Source organism: bacterium, assembly GCA_022616075.1.
In the GTDB taxonomy this organism is placed as follows: domain Bacteria; phylum Acidobacteriota; class HRBIN11; order JAKEFK01; family JAKEFK01; genus JAKEFK01.
In genome coordinates this window covers 17,868-37,127 of record JAKEFK010000063.1, presented here as the reverse complement: position 1 = coordinate 37,127, position 19,260 = coordinate 17,868, and the positions used below count along the sequence as shown (strand labels likewise).

Below are 19,260 nucleotides of genomic sequence, written 5' to 3'. Positions count from 1 at the left end.
TTAGAGCGGGGGGTTAAAGATTATTGGAACTATATGGCACTATTTCATGCAGGCACCGGTGACGTTCCCGGTAATTATTTCTTGCTGAAAAATACACCGTTTACGTCCGAGGAATTGGATTATTTGCATAAATATGCGGAAAGAATGGGAAAAAGCCGGGGATACTGGCTTCTCTATAGTCCTCGAATGCAGAAAGAAACACTTTTCACAGATTTCATGCGACCGGGTCAAAGAGAGCAAATGATCAAAGAAGCTCCTTATGAACTGAGAGCCCCTAGCGATGATTGGCCCTTCATAGAACATTCTTTTTTCCTAAAATCCCTTTTCTCTTTTGAACTGCGTAAAAAGATTGAAAATCCATTCTGGCAGGAAGCAGATATCATTCGGATGAACGCTCGCGGGATTCTATCGGCAATTTCGATTTATATCATCTTGCTGGAGGCTTTGGTTCTGGCAACCGTATTCCTTATTTATCCGCTGGTAAGAAGCAAGCCACTGGGGATACATACAAAAGAAACGTGGCGTTTGCTCATTTATTTTTTCTGCTTGGGGGTAGGATTTATTTTTGTCGAGATAGCTCTCATTCAGAAATATATCCTTTTTATCGGTTATCCCGTTTATTCGGTTGCGGCCATCGTCTTTTCGCTTTTGCTCGCAGCAGCGCTGGGAAGTCTATATACGAATCGTTCTTCAAACGTTTCTCGAAGTCTGAAATTCGCAGTGGCTTTTATTTGCGCTTCGATTCTCTTTCAGGTTCTTCTTGTTCCGATTCTGTTTCAAAAATTCCTTTCTGCTCCCTTTGCAGCAAGGATGGCTCTATCCGTTATTTTCATTTTCCCTGCTGGTTTTTTCATGGGTATGCCATTTCCTCTTGCACTCTCCTGGATGTCACGCCATTTACAATCGTTCGTTCCGTGGGCGTGGGGTATGAACGGATATGCTACGGTTTTAGGGAGTGTATTAAGCGTAATACTCGCTTTAAACTTTGGTTTTCGAAGCGTCTTGATTACAGCCGGTCTGATCTACATTGCTGCGTATTTATGCATTCGACCGGCTATACAGAGGTAGGGGCGGCGCTTGTGGCCGCCCGCGCGGGCAGGCACAAGGCCTGCCCCTACGATTTTATGGCACTCCGGCGCAATAATTTGTAGATCCGCACCTCTGCCAGTGCAGATACACATTTCGAAGTCCGGTGGACGGCCAGTATTTTCCGCCTCCGATGTGAACTCTAAATGTGTTATTTCCCAGGGCGTAAACTTTACAGATAACGCCTATCCATTTTTCCGGTCCTCCGTAGATGATATCGCCGCCGTGCTTGAGATCTCCGCACTGATAGAAAACGTCAGCGCAGGTTGCGGCATTGTACAGTTTTACGGTAACCGTTCGTGCAGATTGATTTTGTGCGACGACGACTCCGTACAAATCCGGACTTCTTTTAGTCACTGGATTGGAGCACAGTTGTCCCCCCGTCGGAATCTTTTGAATGTCCAGCCGATGGGATGCAGAATCTGTAAGATTCGAGTCGTCTGTAACGGTTAACTTCACATTGTAGGCGCCGTTGTTGGTGTACTTATGGGTGACCTTTTTCCCGTTTAGTTTTGTTGAATCCCCCATATCCCAGTCGAAGTCGACAATGCGTCCGTCCTGGTCTGAGCTGGCAGATGCATCAAACTCAATAATCGAGCCTGGCTCAGTATTGCCAATCGTGGTGAATTCAGCCTGTGGTCCCTTTCCACGAATTCCTACTTCTTTGAAAACCTCACCGGAAAGACCATCATTATCCGTGACCTTCAATTTGACGTTAAACTCACGGCTTGTGTCGTATTGGTGACGGGTGACTTTTCCCTTGTCATGTCTTCCATCTCCGAAATCCCATTGATACTCAACAATTCGTCCATCATCCCTGCTGCGATCGGCATCAAAACGGAATACTGTGGATGTGTCGCCATTATTCGGATCCACATCAAACACAGCGATGGGAGCCCGGACATTTTCAATGACCAGAGCGCGAGTGGCCGAGCTCTGTCCCCCTTTATTGTCCGTTACTTTAAGAGTTGCCGTAAAGTTTCCGTGAGAGTTGTAAGTGTGTTCTGTTCGAACACCGGTAGCATTCGAACCATCGCCGAAATTCCACTCGTATTTGGAAATCGAGCCATCCGGATCGTTGGAAGCACTCGCATCAAACTGAACAGGAGTTCCTTTTCCGGTTTTTGTCGGTGATGCGGTGAAAGAGGCAACGGGCGCGCGGTTTGTATCGATCGTGAATCCCCCCTCCAGTACGGCAGTGCCCTTTAACGTGGTGACGCGAACCGTTTTCGGACCGGCCGTCGCATCCGCTTTCACTGAGAATCGAACCGAAAGCTCGGTTGGATTCACAATGTTTGTTTCCAGAATGCGAATGTCCCCACCCAGATCCACCGCCACAATCCCTTTGTAGTTGGTCCCCCGGATCTGTCCTTGCACATTCTCCTGACCAGGAAAGACCTGGTTGGGAGACATGAAAAGAATGGTGGGCGCATCTTCGCTACTGGTTAAGTCGTCTTGACAGGCAACGACAACAACCAGAAGAAGCAAACAAAGAAAGAACAGGCTTTTCCTCATCATCTCCGTGTGTCCTCCAAGTACTATACTTGTAATATGAGTATACTTCAAAACCAAAAAACACGTCAAATACTACTTATGTAATATGACATGCTCGAGCATACCTTCGTTTTTTTAGCGAAATTCCTCGATGGATGGGGCGCCCTCAGAAGGGAAGGAGTAGAGGAGGATTCAGTTACAGAAGTCTGCGCTTCCGCAGTGCTGCCAGTGCAAGTAGACATTTTGTTGACCCACGTTCGGGAATCCCTTACCACCGCCCAATCTCACTTGAAAATTATTATTGCCTAGATCGGAGATCGAACAGATTTGTCCGTACCATATTTCTTTGCCCCCGATGCCATCGCCGCCGAGTTTTACATCTCCGCACCGGTAGAAGACGTTTGCGCAGCTTGCGGAATTATAAAGCTGGATTACGATCGTTTTAGAGGCGTTATCGGCGGAAGCAACTGTTCCGTAAAGATCGGGAGAGCGTTTGCTGACCGGAACTGTGCACAGGGTGCCTCCTCCACCCGGAATTGGACCGGGCGAAGGTCCAGGACCGCCGGTGACATTGGCTAATCTGGTCCCAAAACTGCGAACTCCGGAATTATCAATAACATTCAATGTCACAGGATGGGTTCCTGCAAACTTGAATTTGTGATTCACGATCATACCGGTCCCGGTTGTACCGTCTCCGAAGGCCCACACATAACTCTTGATTCTGCCATCCGGATCACGGCTGCCGCTGGCATCGAATTGAAATAACGTATTGATATCTCCTTGTGAAGGGCTGACTGTGAATTGCACGATCGGAGCCTGACTGGCATCGACGTCCAGAAACTGCCAGGCCTCCGACGAAAGATTTTCGCTGTCGCTCACGATCAAAGTCGCGCGAAAATTGCCCGCCCGTGTGTAAGTATGATTGACCACCTTTCCGGAATCTTGTTTGCCATCACCGAATTGCCACTTATATTGCGCGATTCCCTTGTCATCCGTGGATTTGGAACCGTCAAATCGAACTTCATCACCTTTATAAGTACGGAAAGGAGAAACTGTAAATTTTGCTTCTGGGTAACGGTTATTGCCGATGGAGATTCCATTGTTTAAATTGCCGGCTCCGGACGTGGTAGCAACAATCACGTTGCGAGGCCCCGGAGCTGCATCGTGTTGTACGGAGAAGAAGATGTAAATCTCCGTTTCGCTGAGAGCCTGAAATGACTCTACATTGACGCCATCTCCGAGACTGATGGACATTAAACTAACAAAATTGGAACCGTGGATACGCCCTTCAATATCGGTCTGTCCGGGATTTACGGTTGCAGGGCTCACTCCCGTGATTCGGGGCTGTTGAAGATTAGTGCTGGTGCTGTCGTCCGTTCTGCTGCAGGAGTAAATTGCGAGAGAAATGAGGATAATTCCCGTTAGCAGAGTCCTTCTCAAAACAGACAACTCCAAGTTGTTTGCAGGCATTATACCTTAGAAGGGTTCAGGGATTCAAGGCTCGTTTTTAACGCAAAGACGCTAAGTCGCCAAGAAAAAAATAATCATTTCTTTCAGATTGAAAATAGGGAATCTGAAATCTGAAATGTTGTGGCTTTGCCGCTTTATGTCTTGGCGTCTTTGCATTCATCATTAATTTACGATGTAGCCGAGAGCCCTGAGTTGCTCGCGGGTTTCTTCGTCCATTTGAGGTTGCGCTGAGGTGGTTTTGACGAATTGCGATGCAATATTCTGATTTTGCTGGAGCATCTTTTCATAAACGAGCTTGAATTGTCTGGCCGTTTCCTGGTTTTCCTGAATGAGATTTGTTTTTTCCTCAGGATCCTTTGAAATATCGTAAAACTCCTCTTCTCCCTTTGAGCTGCGTGGAAAGATGGCGGTTTGGTTTCCAATCCTGATTCTATATTGTTCGACTTGTTCCGAGATGACCGGTCGCCCGGATTCAATGCTCATTTGATTTCGGGCAACTGCCAGCAGATTCTTACCTTGAAATGGAAACGGACGTCCTAAACCGAGTGCGGCAAAAACGGTTGGCATGATATCCACTGCTTCGACCGGCGCTTCAATTCGAGTTCTCGGTCCATGCGGAATCCGTATGATTAGGGGGATTTGCAGTTGAACATTGTAAAGCTGATTGTGCCCCCAGTAACCGCGCTCGCCCAAGCTTTCTCCATGATCACCCAGAACGACAATAATTGTTTGATCATAGATTCCGAGTTCCTTTAATGTTCTGAAAATCCGTCCGAGTGAATCATCAACATAATTTACTTCAGCGGCATACAGAGAGCGAACGAATCTCTCGTCATCCCCGCTAAGATTTAATAGATTGTAATAGTCATGGCTGCACTTGCCACTTTTGACCTTTCCTTTATACCAGCCTGCAAATTTCTGAAGATATTTTTCGGGAGGCGCAAAAGGGCAATGAACTTCATACGTATGAAGAAATAAGAAAAATTTCTTGTTAGAATTACGTTCCAGCCATTCAACCGCCATGCGTTCGGTCCGGTTCACGCGAAATTTTTGTTTGCCCTTCGGCTCCCAGTACGTATGAAAACCACGACCAAAACCAAATGTGTGTGAAATCTGTCCACCGCCGACGAAGGCGGCAGTCGTAAAACCTTTGGATTGCAGAATCTGCAGCGGATTCTTCAACTTCTCATCCGGAACCGAATACATGGAAGTCTTGTGAATTCCAGGGTAGAGCGAATAAAGGATGGATTTATGCGCAGGCGCGGTTGTGGAAGCCTGGGATGTTGCATTCAGGCTTACGATGCTCTCCTGGGCCAGACGGTTGAGATGCGAACTGGTTTTCATTTGTGGATTGTAGACGCCAAGGTAATCGGGGCGCAGGCAATCGATGGAAATGAGAAGAACTTTATCTATCGAGGTCCCGGGATTCTCTTCTTTTGTCTGAGGCTTGCATCCTGCCTGGAAGAGGACGAGCAAGAGTGTAAGAAAGGAGATGGGGAGATAGCTCAGGGATATGGAGATATGATCCTTTTTTTTCATCCCATTATCTGCCTTTATCTCCTGATCTCCCATCATTTGAAGAGGTAAACTGAAAATTGTTCGAAATCCAGGAGCTTGCCTGCCGGATATTTTATTTGTAGCTTTTGCAGCAAGTATCTATCCGAACCCTTCATCATGTGCGGATCTTTAATATAGGCTCTCCGGATCGTAGAACGAATGTAGGGAATTTCCATTTGATGATATTGATTCCACCAATGATAAAAATTCTTGTCATTGTCATCTCTCATCCACCACATATTTCTTCGAGTCAACTGTAATATAACGAGAGTTTGTTTTGTTCTGGTGAATTCCAAATCATCCGTCAGGAGCTGATGTAACGACTTGTCATAAGTCAAGTACTCAATTGTCGCATGAAAAAAATGTTGCGGAGCTAGATAAATATCGTATCGACTCCCAAACCTGTTAACATAATCCGCGATTTCTGTCTCTGCGCTGTCCATTCCCCAGAGCGATGTGTCCTCCGGAGTCTGAGAGTCCAGAATCGATGCGTATCGAAATAACCCATCATTGATGCCTGTAAATAGATTGCCTGCAAGAATCAAGGCAAGAAGCATTGTCGCCAGAGTTCGATTTGCAGCGAGAATTTTTATGGCTGCAAAAATCCCGAACGTTGAAAATAGTAAAGCGGGGGGCAATGCTCCCAGGTTTCGGGAAGCATGAGGCGCAGCCGCCCCGAGAATGCCGGGAAGAATCGTGATGGAGAAATAAAAAAGCAGAAAAAATGAGTAAGGTTGTCGAAGATGAACGAGCGTTATCACCGCGCCCAGCACAAAGAAACCGGTAGAGAAGGGAGAGAGTCCCGGTTCTTCTTCGACGTTATGTCTCGCATTCGGATCAGACTTAAAGACGAATAATCCAACCGTATCTTTGGTCGATTGCCAGATTAGTCGGACAGGTGATTCTTTTTGGTTGCTCAATACTCCCGTCCGTTTCATTCGACCGGAGAAGTGCTGAGGATTCTTCACAAAATGATAGGCAAGCGGAGCTGTCACAAGAAAACAAACGATGATGGCTACGGCCAGTCCCTTCAAATGAGCTCGTATTTGGGATCGAACACCCTTATCCAATAGAAAAGCGATCCATACAAGCGGGAAAATGCGGTATGGAATGTAAGTGTGAAATCCGAGTCCGGCTGCGATTCCCCCAGCGATAAAAAATCCGTAATTTTTCTTTTCCGATTTCATTCCGTAAGCTAGAAAACAGAGTGAAGCGACTTCAAACAGGAGCATCAAATTGATCCGCAATCCGAAGCGATTGTAAATGATGGCGTACTTGGAGAATGCAAGAAGGAAGACGGAAACCATAGCAATTTTCTGGGAAAAAATCTTTTTCGCAAAAAAATAAAAGCACACGAGCGTGAGCATTCCGGCCAGCGCTGTGACGGCGCGAATCGCAAACGCTGAGTATCCGAATAGCCAGGTGGAAGCAGCGTCCAGATAAGCAATCAAAGCTTCCCTGCCGGAGTTCCAGGCAAGAAAAAGAGGTCGAGCTCCCAGTTCGCGAATGGCGATTGCATCCAGCCCGTTGTAAGCCTCATCCAGGAAAAAACCAACAAAAAGGCTTTCTAGCTTCCAGAACCGGAGAAAAGCCCCGGACAAGATGATAAGGATAACAAGGATCCTTCCGCTTGGAACTTTCTCATCGCCAAAATGGCTTTGCCAGAGTCTAGAGGCGGCTTCACCCTTACGGAAGTATTGAAATAGATAAAGGGCCGATAGGATTAATACGCCAGTGGCTATCCGAAATAACGAGCTGTAGAAAGGTGCAAACGACGCAGAACGCTCAACATAGATCTTCAGGAACGCATCTGCCGTGAGCAATAAAATAAGTGCAACGATGGCAAAACCTTTCTTCATGGTAAATTGCAATCTTCTCACGAAGGGACGAACGTTAAAAGGCGCGAAGGACTGTGATGTGGAAAAAAATAGGGGGCGGACTCTGTCCGCCCCCTACGAAACTTCTTAGAGAAATTCTAGTTGCAGTAAAGGTTAAAGTAGAATGGGTTGCACGTTGCAGCGTGAAGGTAGATCTGCGGCGCGGTTTTTACTACAGGTCCGTTTCCGCCACCGAGTCGAACCCGGTACGTTCCATCATGGCGGTCATACATTTCGCAAATCGTACCGTACCAGACTTCATTAGGAATGGTAATTCCGCCCTGTCTGATGTCACCACATTTGTAGTAGAGTTTTCCACAGCCCTCCGCAGTGCCTTGTGTCTCAAAGACCACGTTTCTACCCGGGCCGACTTCAAGGATCTTAATGATGATATCGGGGTTGCCGTTCTTGCCTTGTCTACCACTTCCTGCACATTTTGTCTCTGATATCTTGTCGACCTTGATTAATCGCTCATTGGCACCGCTGATTCCTTTGTTATCGGTTACCGTAAGAGTGACGGTATACTCACCTTTTTTGCCAAATTGATGTGTTGCTTTTTCTCCTTTCTTACGGTCCCCATCACCAAAATCCCAAAGGTAGCTATCAATTTTCCTGCCTTCCGGATCGAAGCTTTCGCTGCCATCAAATTCGAAATTGGTGGTGGTTCCTCCTTCTCCGTTCGGTGTAACTTTAATGACCGCAACAGGAGGCGCGTTGTCAAGAACATCGATGTTCCGTCCGGCGGAGGCCGTTGCCTGATCATTGTCTGTCACCGTTAACTGAACGTTGAAAGTGCCGAGATTGGCGAATTTGTGTTTGACCTTCTTACCGTTCGCGCTTTGGCCGTCACCGAATTCCCAACGGAACTGTTTGACGTCACCGTCCGAATCTCTTGAGCCACTCCCATCCATTTCAAATTCGGTTGCTCTCGAACCGGCAGGAGGAAAAACAGAAAATTGCGCTAGAGGCGCTCTGTTATTGATTACAGTCAGGGCACCCGCAGTCGCAGTTCCGGCTACAGTAGTAACGCTGACGGTGCGCGGGCCCGGTGCTGCATTTCCTGCAACTGTGAAGCGGACTGTAATCTGGTTTGCGCCTACCACACTGAAGCTGTCCACTGAAATCTGATCTCCCAGACTCACCGCACTGGCTCCGCCGAAGTTATTTCCAGAAATGGTCCCTTCACCTTGTTGACCAATGCTCACCTGAGCAGGACTAACACCCGTTATTGTCGCGAGTATATTACGTACCACCGCGTCATCGTCACCGCATCCACTGATGCCGATCACAAAAAGAATCAAGATGGATATTCGAAACTTCATTGTGAAACTCCTCATCACCTTTTTGCGGGGAGTATAACATGGTTGAATAGCCTAAATCCAGAGGAATTTTCGCTACACAGCGAGGGGGAAAGCCAGACGCTCAGATCTTATGGCAACGAGGTCAAAGCCTCTTCTGTGGCCCGAAGTAGTGCATCCGGACCGACAGGGGCTCCCGTTGCTTGTTTCATCCAGAGATCCGGAGAGATGCGGCCGAGTTTTGTGATTCGCTCGAATTCCGGACCGATCGCTCCCACTTGATTCATTTTCTCCTGAATCTGAAATGCGATCATGCGCCCAATCGGATAGTCGGGCAGATAGAGCATCCGTTCAATCATGTGGGAGTAAATGCCGAGCAGAACTACATCCTTCGTTTTGAAAACGGGAGCGTAATAACGGTTCCAGATGTCTTTTGAAATCTGCAGGGTGGCATCGCGCAATTGATCGGGCGTTGCCTGCGGATGTTCATACATCCAGCGCCAGACCTCCATTTCGACAAGCGCCACTCCTGATATTTCATAAGCGTTCCAAAAATCATTCAAAGCCTGAATGGCAAGTCCGGACGATTCCGGTTTGGCCAGGCCCAGTAGCTCCAGATCCCGCGCTTGAAAAACAAAAGCAAGCGCTTCCGTGAAGGCCGTGTTCGGGACTCCTTTCAAGAAATATGAATCTATGTCGTATAGAGAGAAGGTTTGCTCAACATTGTGACCAAGCTCGTGGACAGCAATGTTGTAGCCTTTGTAATTCATTCCGGTCTTTTCCACGCGCGTGCGCAAATGTGATTTGTCACCACGGCGTTCGGCCCCCCAGGCGTGTCCCGATCCGCGTGCCGGATCTACTACAATTTTAGAAGCAACGTATTCGGCGCGCTCTTTTGAGAATCCCAGTTTCTGAAGAATATTGGGAATGTCGGCTTCGAACGCCTTTGGTGTGGGATATTTTTTTGCAACAATTTCATCGAGCTCTTTTTCCGTGTATTGCTGTTTGGCTTTGAATCCTGAATACCAGATATCAAAGGGTTCCAGCTTGCGGCCCAGTCGCTCTTCAATCACGGCAGCAACTTTTGGCACGAGCGGAGAAGAGACGGCTTGAATGAGCATTTCGCGCATCCGTTTTTCTGGAATTTCTCTTTCCTCATTGAATTTCCGGTCGATCAAGCTGGGAGCCGTCGGCGAAAAAGGATCCTCTTTTCGTGCGGCGAGAAAATTATTCAGCAGTTTTTCATAGCGGCGATTTTTTTCCGGTTCGTTCGAAATCTCCTGATCGGCAGGCGGAGGCGAATCGGAATCCTGAACAGCGGCTTTCTGGACTTCATTTGCATAGGGACTCCAATCCACGTGTGGATTGTTGATTACCACGCGCGGAATCGTCTGGCTGACAATGGTTTCCATGACCTTCTGGATCATGCGTTGTTTTTCCAGACCTTGCGGGTCTTCGTAATTTGATTTCAATTCATCGCGCAAATTCCAGTGGGAAAGCAATCTCAGTTTGGCCGGGAACAAACGCCTACCCTGCTGATCCAGCAAGTGGTGCATCCAGATGTTGTACTCCGAGATGTAGAGCGAAGCATCAGCCGAAGCTTTTCCGATCTCCGCATTCACTTCAGCCGGAACCCTTCGCGAAAAGATCTGCGCAAGTCTCGCTTCCGCCCATTGACGCCGGGACCAATTCTCTCCCTTCAATCTCTGATCGAGTGTTGTGAGCGGATAATTCATAAGCGCAATAAAGGCCAGCTTGTTTGCAAAGAAATCATCATTGATATGAGCGTACGGATCAAAAGCGCCAAGAATTTCATCAACCGGCAATATCGGACCGGCGTTCAGATCCGATTGCTGGCGAAAAGCGACATTGATTTCATGGAGATGGCCTAGTAAAGCTTCAAAAGCAAACTCAAGACGCTTGAAGGTCTCGTCCAAATTCCTCTGGTCGGCTATGAAATTGTTCCGTACAAACTCTTCAAAGGCAGCCCAGTCTCCATCCGTATCTCGCCAGTATTCGGAAGCCTGACGGAGACCCTGTTGAATCCGGTTGCGTGAAGATTCACCATGTTTATCGATCAGTTCTTGTTCCATTTTGGTTACTGAAGATTTCAAGTTAACGGTTTGAGCATAGGCGAGAGAAGCGATTAAGAATATAACCGTCAGAATAACTTTTTGCATAATCAATCTTGCGGACGAGACGTCCGCGCAGCCGGCTAAAAGCCGGCGGACATCAATGCCGCCAGAATGGCGGCGCTCATCTTTGCTGCCAGTAGATGAGCGCCAGCCTCCAGGCTGGCATAAATGACCGCCGGCATTCTGCCGGCATGGTTCCTTTAGAAAGCCGCGTTACAAACCTAATTTCTGAAGTTTTTTGTTGAGCGTGTTGCGGTGCAAGCCAAGAATCTCAGCGGCTTTGTTTTTATTTCCTTTCGATTTTTTCAGTGTGAATTGAAACAAAGACTGCTCCAGATGAGGCAGAAGCAATCTGTAAAGATTACCGGCTGCTGTCGATGTGGAGTTTTGCACGTAAGATGTTAGTTTCGAGTTGAGGAACAGCGCAAGTTTTTCAAATGCTTTGCCATCTCCCGTCGCCTGTCTTTTGAGATTGGGGAGGTGTTCCGCTCTGATATAACTTCCCCGGCAATTGGAAAGCGCGAATTCCATCGCTTTCTTTAGCTCATCCAGATTTTCGGGCCAGTCGTGAGCCACGAGCACTTCGGTTGCCTCCGGTGAAAGTTCCTTACGGGAGATCTTTTGATCAGCCGCGAGTTTCTCCAGAAAGTGATGAGCATAGATGGGAATGTCTTCTTTGTGGTCTCTCAGTGGCGGAACATACAAAGGTAAGAAGTTCCAGTCATAATAAAGATCGAGCGGAATTTTTCCATCTTCCAACTCCTGCCGGAAATCCTGATCCGTTGCCACAATGAAACGAAAATGATGGTCCCTTTCCCGGTTAGCATGCGAACACTTGTACCTTTTCGCCTTGTGAATTGTTAACAATTGCTGGTGAGCAAATAACGAAAGGGAAGCCCAGTTGGGAACATAAAATGAAGAATCGAAAGGATGATCCTCATCGATTCCGAGGAGCTCCTCCTGCGTGGAGTCGCGCACTTCATTTCCGGGAATGATGTGAAAAGGAGAGGCGCTGCGGTGACTGTAATAATGGAGGGCGCGAGCAACGGTTTTCTTGCCTGATCCCGGCTCGCCTATCATCATTACCGCGCAGTCGACATTGCAAAGCCGGCCTATCATTTTATAGACCTGGTGCATGACGTCGGTTTTGCCCAACAAAAGCAGCTTATCGATGGTCTGCGCAGACGGCATCAATCAGTTTTCAGCAGGTTTGTTGATGACCACGAAACTCTGTTTTCGAAGATCATCCATGAATGATTTCTGGTATTTGTCGGCGCGCTCCTGCAGCAGCACGTTATAGATCTGGCTGCGTGCTTCCTCAAGAGGAATTGCCTTTGGTTCCGTCCGGTCTTCCACCAGAAAGATGGCCCATCCGGAAGGGACTTCCACCAGATCGGTGTAAGATCCCACAGGCGTTTCATCCAGAGTCTTGGCCACTTTCGAATCGAGCTCAGAAGAAGTAACGACCGAGCTATCATCGGCTTTCATGTGCGGAAAATTCTCCGGAGTTAACTCCATCTTGTTTCTCAAAACATTTAAGAGCGAGCGCGCTTCTGCGTTCAATACTCCCTTTTCAACTCCTTCACCCGTGATCGTGTACCGTTTGATCTTGATCACCGGGGGCGTTGTGAGCTCGGATTTATGCGCCTCATAATGATTCTTGATTTCATCTTCGGTGATATTCACTTTGCCCTGAACGTAATTCCACAGAATGCGTTGCTGAATAATCCGCCTGCGAAAATCTTCGCGCAGCTGCGTGATGGAAGAACCTTCCTTTTGCAAGGCCTCCGCCAGAGCAGCGTCGTCCGGTATGCTGTTTTCTTCTCTTAGACGCTGGACAGCCGCCTTGATTTCCTCTTCCACGTTTAAATCCAGTTCTCGCGCTTTCTGCTCCAGAAGCTTTTGATTGATGAGAAAATCGAGCAATCCTTTTCTCTGATTGGCGTAATTCGTTTCCAGTTCCTCTCCCTGGAACTGCCTGCTCATCTGTTCGTACAGACGCCGCTCTTCTTTTTCGTATTCGCTTCTGGTAATGATCTCGTTTCCGACACGGGCGACGATTTCTTCCACAACCACGGCAGCAGAAAGCTGCAGTGCCACCAAAAAGAATAAGCATGAAAACAGTTTGCTCATAAGAAAATCTCCAAAGGGATTTTTGGATTCTAGCACGATGCGAGTTCGTTCAGCAATCGATCCAGAGTCTCAAATAGATTATTTGGAATATAAAGCTTTTCGCCCTGGTAAGTCAAAATGCCGGAGGGGGTCAGACGTGCTTCTTTGTATTTGCGGATGAAGGCGAGAATACAATCGGTCCTTACCGGTCCATCTTCGGTCAATTGAAAGAAGAGGGTCCCATTCGAATGATCGATCGACCTGATTCTCAGTTGTTCCGCTTTCAATTTGGTCACGCCGTACTTGAGTAAGTTCTCCACGACTTCAGGAATCATGCCGAAGCGGTCCTGAATCTCTTCGCGAATCGACGCGATCTGATCTTCAGAGCGAATCGAAGCAATCCGTTTGTAAAGCATCAAACGGTGGTTCATATTCGGCACATAATCTTCGGGAATCCGGATATCGAGATTGAGATTGATCGTGGAAGAAAAGTCGGAAGGCGCTTCTTCACCCTGGATTTCTTTCACCGTTTGTTCCAGGAGCCGGCAATAGAGCTCGAATCCAAGCGCGGCAATGTGACCATGTTGTTCGCTTCCCAGCAGATTTCCGGCTCCGCGAATCTCCAAGTCCAGAGCGGCCATCCGGAAACCGGAACCGAGCTCTGTGAACTCCCGCAAAGCAGCAAGACGCCTTCGCGCGATTGGTGTCAGTTCTCTTTCTGAAGGGATTAGGAAATACGCATAAGCTCGTCTGTGAGATCGACCCACGCGGCCACGCAGCTGATAGAGCTGAGAAAGACCGAATCGATCGGCGCGATTTACGATGAGAGTATTCACAAGAGGAATATCAATCCCGTTTTCAATGATGGTTGTGGATACAAGCACATCGAACTCCTGATGAATGAACTGCATCATCACTTTTTCGAGATCCCCTTCCTCCATTTGACCGTGCGCCACGGCCACGCGAGCTTCCGGCACAAGGCGTTTGATCATCGCCGCGATCGAATGAATTGTCTCGACGCGGTTGTGGACAAAATAAACCTGCCCTCCTCTTTTTAGCTCGGCATGGATCGCAGTCTGAGTGGTGTCTTCGTTGTACTTCACGATATTTGTTTGAATCGCTAGCCGGTCTTTCGGCGGCGTTTCGATGACGCTCATCGGACGAAATCCCATCAAGGCCATCTGAAGAGTTCGCGGGATGGGAGTGGCCGTCAGAGTGATGGCATCCACATTTTTTTTCATTTCCTTCAAACGCTCTTTGTGAGCGACCCCGAAACGCTGTTCTTCATCAACAATGAGCAATCCGAGATCGCGGAAAATCACGTCTTTCGAAAGCAAGCGGTGAGTGCCGATCAGGATGTCTACTTTGCCGTCCGCCGTTTTCTGCAAAGCATTTCTGATTTCGGTCCGCGAGCGAAACCTGCTGACCATATCGATCGCGACCGGAAACATTTCGAATCGCTGCTGGAAAGTATGAAGGTGTTGAAACGCAAGAATCGTTGTCGGCGCCAGAACCGCCACCTGTTTTCCCGAGTTTACGGCTTTGAACGCAGCGCGCATCGCAACTTCCGTTTTTCCGTAACCGACATCTCCGCACACAAGACGGTCAGCGGGTTTGTCCGATTCCATGTCGTCCTTGATGTCCTCAATCGCGGAGATTTGATGCGGTGTCTCTTGAAATTCAAACGCGTCTTCGAACTCACGCTGCAGAACATCATCGGGAGGATAGGAGTAACCTTTTACCGCTTTCCGGTAGGCATACAGCTGCAACAGTTTTTCAGCCATCTCTTTCATGGAAGCTTTTGCTTTGGCTTTTGTTTTTTGCCAGAGGTTACTGCCGAGCTTATCCAGACGCGGCGACGCGTCCGAGGCCCCCATGTATTTTTGAACCAGATCCAGCCGCTCTACAGGAACGTAGAGTTTGTCATCCTCCGCGAATTTCAAAACAAGGAACTCGCGTTCCTGTCCTTCCATGAACATTGTGGTGAGCCCCAGAAACTGTCCGATTCCATGATCCACGTGAACCACATAGTCTTCCGCTTTCAGGTCCCGCAGATCGGAAACAAACTTACCTGCTGCCTTTCGCGATTCTGTGGCGATGGCGGGGCGCAATTCGCCGAACAGATCATCTTCTGTCATGAGAAGGATCCGTTCTTCTGCGTTTTTGAATCCGTGGCGCAGATTTCCGAGTGTTACAATCAGTTTTCCTTCAATCGACGATTCTACTTTTTCATTCAGATCGTGAAAGAACAGAACCGGCGCCTGATACTCCGTAAGAATTTCCGCCAACCTTTCCGCTTTTCCCGGCGTTGGAAAAACAAAGTAGGAGGTGAAACCGTTTTCCTGCGAACGCAACGCATCATTGATGATTTCCTGCACCTGACCGTGGTACTGCCGAACCGATTGATAGTGATATTCGAGCGTTAACTCCTGCGGATCCGGCTCGCTGACAAGCTCGCTGAAAGAAATCTGAAATCCTTTGTTTGTGGATGCGAGCAATTCTTCCCACGGTTGAAAAATCTCTTCCGGTTCAAGAGCGAGACGGTACATCTCATGCACCTGATCGAACCGCTTGCGGTATTCCTGCAGAGTTGCAGAATAAGCCTGCTCCAGCAAAACCGGTTCATCCAGCAAGATGCAACAGTTATCCGGTAAGTAATCCAGAAGAGTCGCCGGCTTTTCAAAAAATGATCGTGCGAACTCTTCATAACCTTCGAACGATCCGAATTCGAGCAGTTGTTCCGTTTTGTCCGTCAGCTCTTCCTGATAAAAGGAACCGGTAAACCGGCCTTCGACAAACCTGCCCCAGGCGTCGATTTCCGGTTGCGTGAGCTGCATTTCCTTTAAGGCGAGTATCGTGATCCGCTCGATTTCCTTTTGCGACCGTTGAGTCGCCGCATCGAAGCTGCGCATCGATTCGATCCGGTTCCCGAAAAATTCTAATCGAACCGGTTGCCCTTCAGCGGGTGAGAAAAGATCCAGAATGCCGCCCCGCAAAGCAAATTCACCGCGCGACGTCACGAGATCCTTTTCCTTGTATCCAAAACTGCGCAATAGAGTGGCGATTTCTACGGGACTCTTTTCATCTCCCCATTCAATCGTTAGAAGGGAACGTCCGAAATTCTCCCGGGGCGCCATCCATTGGACCGCAGCTTGCAGCGGAGCCACGATGATGGGAGTTTGGTCCATAGTCAGATGCCAGAGCGCTTGCATCCGCATCACACTGATTTGCGGGTGAGGACTGACCCCCTGATATGGTTCGGTGTCATGCGCTGGAAAATATACCGGATTCGTTTTTCCCAGATGCGCGGAAAGGAAAGTTAAATCGCTGTAATCATCTTCCGCCTGCTTTGTGCTGGATGTCAAAACCAGAAGCGGCATCTGTAGATGCTGTTGCAACTGGTGAAAATACAGACTTCTCGCGCTTCCTTTGATTCCGGTGACGCGCACTCTCCTTCCGGATAGAAAGGCATCCGTGACAGATTCAAAATCGGCGACTTTCCAGCTCTTTATTAATGGATCTAAGATCATAAACAAAGTGGCGCGGGCGTCCCGCCTGCGATCATTAAGCTTTCGGAAGTTTGGTTATTTTCTCTACTATATTCGAAGTGCTGTAACCGGGCACAAAAGGGATGCTCAGTACCCGGCCGCTGTAAGATTCCATAAAATCTCTGCCTGCAATCTGATCGAGCGGCCAATCGCCACCTTTGACCAGAACATCAGGTCTTACCGCGCGAATGATATTTTCGGGCGTCTCTTCGTCAAACCAGGTGACATAGCTGACCATTTCCATTGCCGCCAGGATCTCCGCGCGTTCTTCCAGACTCATCAACGGCCGCTTTTCTCCTTTGATTCTTCGCGTCGAATCATCCGTATTGAGCGCCACAATCAGATGTGAGCCCAGCCTGCGAGCTTCCCGCAGATATTGGATGTGGCCCGGATGCAGCAAGTCAAAAACGCCATTTGTAAAAACGAGGACGCTTCCTTGCGCGTGCAGTTTCTCACACAGGGAAGACACATTCTCCGGCGGAACAATTTTCATGGCCGTAGGATATATTAAACGCCAGGACGCCAAGGCGCCAAGTTTATAGTAGCGCGGGCGTCCCGCCTGCGAGCTGCGCGGACGAGACGTCCGCGCTACTTTGTTTCCTTTACGCGGATATTCGGCGAGAATTCCCAGCGATGTTGGGGGCGGAAGATTCCGACGTCTTTGATTTGCGAGCGGACCTTAAACGTGTACAGGTGACGGTGGTAATCGTACGGATAATCGTCTTTTCTGTGAGCGGCGACATCCAGAAAATAAGTGCCTTCCACCAGATTCAAATGATCCACAAAAAACGTAACTTCGCCGGCCCCTTTGCATTCCACAGGTTGGAACTCCTCTATATAGGTGTTGGTTCCGTAACAGCAAATGCCTTCTGTGTTGAAGATGCCGATGCCGAAAACAAAGTCGTCCACAGGTTTGCGCACGCGCACAAACATCTTGATTTGCATCCTTTCACCGGAGCTAAAAACGTGTTTTTCCTGATCATACTGATCCAGAAGCTGCACCTTCGTGATCTGGATTTCGCCGCCGCCCCAGCGGGATTGCTGGACGGTTTCATCTTTCCTTTCGCCGGAAATCTCTTCCGTCACTTTCTGGTGCTCGGCCTGCAGATCTTTTTCTTCTTTGCTTTCCACATCCATGAAATAGGCGCCGCATACCATTCGCGGATCTCCGATTTTCTGCACTTCCCCGTGCTTCAGCCACATCGCGGAATCGCAAAGCTCCTTCACCATCGACATGGCATGTGTGACCAGCACGATGGTTTTTTTCCGCCGCCGGAAATCGTTGATTTTATCCAGACATTTGTGCGCGAAAGCTTCATCCCCCACCGCCAGCACTTCATCGATCAACAGGATGTCAGGGTCCACATTCACCGCCACAGCAAAACCGAGTCTCATGAACATGCCGGACGAATACGTTTTTACGGGCTGATCAATAAAATCTTCGAGCTCCGCAAATTTCACGATGTCATCGAATTTATCCGCGATCGATTTGCGGGAAAGACCGAGCATGATTCCATTGATGAAAATGTTTTCACGGCCGCTGATTTCCGGATGAAAACCGGCGCCCAGCTCGATCAACGCCGAAATCTTCCCGTGGGTCGTGATTTTGCCGAAGGTCGGTTTGGAGATGCCGGCAATCAATTTCAGGAGAGTGCTTTTACCCGATCCATTGCTCCCGATAATCCCGAACGTGCCGCCTTTGGCGATGGCGCAATTCACATTTCTTAGCGCAGCGAACGCTTCGCGAGGATTGATCGACTGAAAAAAGTTTCCTCCCAGCAATGCGCTTTTCAGCGTTTGGAACTGGCGCTTGTGAGCAAATTTCTTGTAGAGCTTGCTCACGTTTTCGATTTCAACGGCGTTCATCAGACTTCCTCGGCAAACGTATCCCGCAAGCGGTCAAATACAAAATAGCCAACGAAAAAACTGAGAAGAGAACCGCCGAAAACAGTCAACAAATGTCGCCAGTCCGGCATGTTCCCGTAAAAAATGGCCTGGTGGTAACCATCCATCACATACGAAAGTGGATTGATGTAAAGAACCCGGCGAAACACTTCTGAAATGAAGTTCTCTTCCTGCTGCGTCGTAAAGGTTAACGGATAAATAATCGGACTTGAAAAAAACCAGAGGGTTAACAAATTCGACAGAATATCGCGGAGATCCCGAAAGTGAACGCTCAATGAGGAAATCAAAAGGGAAAATCCAAGGGTCAGGATCAACTGAATGATAATGATAACGGGAAAAAACACTAAATAAGGTGTAAACGGCACTTTGTAAATGATCATGAAGAGAACAAGGATGGGTGTCCCCAGCAGAAAATGAATCATATTCGCAAGAACCGATACGACAGGCAATACTTCCGACGGGAAAATAATCTTCTTGATCAAATTCCCACCGCTGGCGATCACATTGGAAGCTTCCAATAGAGAGGATGAGAACCAGGTCCATGGCAGGAGTCCGCAGAAAAGAAAGAGCGCATAGGGCTGCGTTTCCAGAGTGCGGTTCGGAAGTATGTAGTTGAAAACGATTGTATAAACGATCAAAAGCAAAAGCGGGTTAAAAAAGGACCAGAAAAAACCGAGCATGGATCCTCTGTAACGCGCTTTCAGCTCACGGCTGACAAGACTCCGGATCAGCACCCTGTATTTGTATAAGTTGTGAAGATTCTGCCACATGACAAAAC

The 19,260-nt window shown here is 48.3% G+C and carries 13 protein-coding genes; 1 reads left to right on the top strand and 12 read right to left on the bottom strand.

Annotated features, from left to right (window positions below; genetic code table 11):
- On the top strand, positions 1-1,068 hold a 1,068-nt coding region (locus tag L0156_05360), incomplete at its 5' end, for a hypothetical protein (GenBank protein MCI0602422.1).
- Positions 1,069-1,122: 54 nt separating this feature from the next.
- Here L0156_05360 and L0156_05355 read toward each other — a convergent pair.
- The 12 genes from L0156_05355 to L0156_05300 all read right to left on the bottom strand — a co-directional run bounded on the left by L0156_05355 (position 1,123) and on the right by L0156_05300 (position 19,252).
- Positions 1,123-2,604: a PKD domain-containing protein gene (locus L0156_05355; GenBank protein ID MCI0602421.1), complete on the bottom strand. Its 1,482-nt coding sequence runs from the start codon at positions 2,602-2,604 to the stop codon at positions 1,123-1,125.
- Positions 2,605-2,772: 168 nt separating this feature from the next.
- Complete coding sequence (locus tag L0156_05350) at positions 2,773-4,020, bottom strand: PKD domain-containing protein (GenBank protein MCI0602420.1); 1,248 nt, start codon at positions 4,018-4,020, stop codon at positions 2,773-2,775.
- A gap of 192 nt (positions 4,021-4,212) precedes the next feature.
- Entirely contained in the window at positions 4,213-5,589 is a 1,377-nt protein-coding gene (locus L0156_05345) for a sulfatase-like hydrolase/transferase (protein MCI0602419.1), read from the bottom strand.
- Positions 5,590-5,621: 32 nt separating this feature from the next.
- Complete coding sequence (locus L0156_05340) at positions 5,622-7,466, bottom strand: glycosyltransferase family 39 protein (protein ID MCI0602418.1); 1,845 nt, start codon at positions 7,464-7,466, stop codon at positions 5,622-5,624.
- Between the two features lie 116 nt (positions 7,467-7,582).
- Positions 7,583-8,806 carry a PKD domain-containing protein gene (locus L0156_05335; protein ID MCI0602417.1) on the bottom strand — a complete coding sequence of 408 codons (1,224 nt, stop codon included), beginning with the start codon at positions 8,804-8,806 and terminating at the stop codon, positions 7,583-7,585.
- A gap of 107 nt (positions 8,807-8,913) precedes the next feature.
- Complete coding sequence (locus L0156_05330; GenBank protein ID MCI0602416.1) at positions 8,914-10,875, bottom strand: hypothetical protein; 1,962 nt, start codon at positions 10,873-10,875, stop codon at positions 8,914-8,916.
- A gap of 255 nt (positions 10,876-11,130) precedes the next feature.
- Positions 11,131-12,108 (bottom strand): sigma 54-interacting transcriptional regulator, encoded by a 978-nt coding sequence (locus L0156_05325; GenBank protein MCI0602415.1) that lies wholly within the window; start codon positions 12,106-12,108, stop codon positions 11,131-11,133.
- Positions 12,109-12,111: 3 nt separating this feature from the next.
- Complete coding sequence (locus tag L0156_05320; protein ID MCI0602414.1) at positions 12,112-13,050, bottom strand: peptidyl-prolyl cis-trans isomerase; 939 nt, start codon at positions 13,048-13,050, stop codon at positions 12,112-12,114.
- 29 nt (positions 13,051-13,079) lie between these two features.
- Positions 13,080-16,559, bottom strand: coding sequence for a transcription-repair coupling factor (mfd, locus tag L0156_05315; protein MCI0602413.1), 3,480 nt, complete (start codon positions 16,557-16,559; stop codon positions 13,080-13,082).
- A gap of 34 nt (positions 16,560-16,593) precedes the next feature.
- The gene (gene rfaE2 / locus L0156_05310; protein MCI0602412.1) at positions 16,594-17,070 is read right to left on the bottom strand and encodes a D-glycero-beta-D-manno-heptose 1-phosphate adenylyltransferase; all 477 of its coding nucleotides are present in this window, start codon (positions 17,068-17,070) and stop codon (positions 16,594-16,596) included.
- A gap of 95 nt (positions 17,071-17,165) precedes the next feature.
- Positions 17,166-18,443, bottom strand: coding sequence for an ABC transporter ATP-binding protein (locus tag L0156_05305; protein MCI0602411.1), 1,278 nt, complete (start codon positions 18,441-18,443; stop codon positions 17,166-17,168).
- Positions 18,443-19,252, bottom strand: a complete 810-nt coding sequence (locus L0156_05300) for an ABC transporter permease (protein MCI0602410.1) — start codon at positions 19,250-19,252, stop codon at positions 18,443-18,445. Before L0156_05300 ends, L0156_05305 begins: the two co-directional genes overlap by 1 nt.
- Positions 19,253-19,260 lie beyond the last annotated feature (8 nt).

Bases quoted from the DNA above. Each gene is read 5' to 3' on its own strand.
- L0156_05355 (MCI0602421.1), bottom strand. From the start codon at position 2,604: ATGATGAGGAAAAGCCTGTTCTTTCTTTGTTTGCTTCTTCTGGTTGTT.
- L0156_05345 (MCI0602419.1), bottom strand. From the start codon at position 5,589: ATGAAAAAAAAGGATCATATCTCCATATCCCTGAGCTATCTCCCCATC.
- L0156_05340 (MCI0602418.1), bottom strand. From the start codon at position 7,466: ATGAAGAAAGGTTTTGCCATCGTTGCACTTATTTTATTGCTCACGGCA.
- L0156_05335 (MCI0602417.1), bottom strand. From the start codon at position 8,806: ATGAAGTTTCGAATATCCATCTTGATTCTTTTTGTGATCGGCATCAGT.
- L0156_05330 (MCI0602416.1), bottom strand. From the start codon at position 10,875: ATGGAACAAGAACTGATCGATAAACATGGTGAATCTTCACGCAACCGG.
- L0156_05325 (MCI0602415.1), bottom strand. From the start codon at position 12,108: ATGCCGTCTGCGCAGACCATCGATAAGCTGCTTTTGTTGGGCAAAACC.
- L0156_05320 (MCI0602414.1), bottom strand. From the start codon at position 13,050: ATGAGCAAACTGTTTTCATGCTTATTCTTTTTGGTGGCACTGCAGCTT.
- mfd (MCI0602413.1), bottom strand. From the start codon at position 16,559: ATGATCTTAGATCCATTAATAAAGAGCTGGAAAGTCGCCGATTTTGAA.
- rfaE2 (MCI0602412.1), bottom strand. From the start codon at position 17,070: ATGAAAATTGTTCCGCCGGAGAATGTGTCTTCCCTGTGTGAGAAACTG.
- L0156_05305 (MCI0602411.1), bottom strand. From the start codon at position 18,443: ATGAACGCCGTTGAAATCGAAAACGTGAGCAAGCTCTACAAGAAATTT.
- L0156_05300 (MCI0602410.1), bottom strand. From the start codon at position 19,252: ATGTGGCAGAATCTTCACAACTTATACAAATACAGGGTGCTGATCCGG.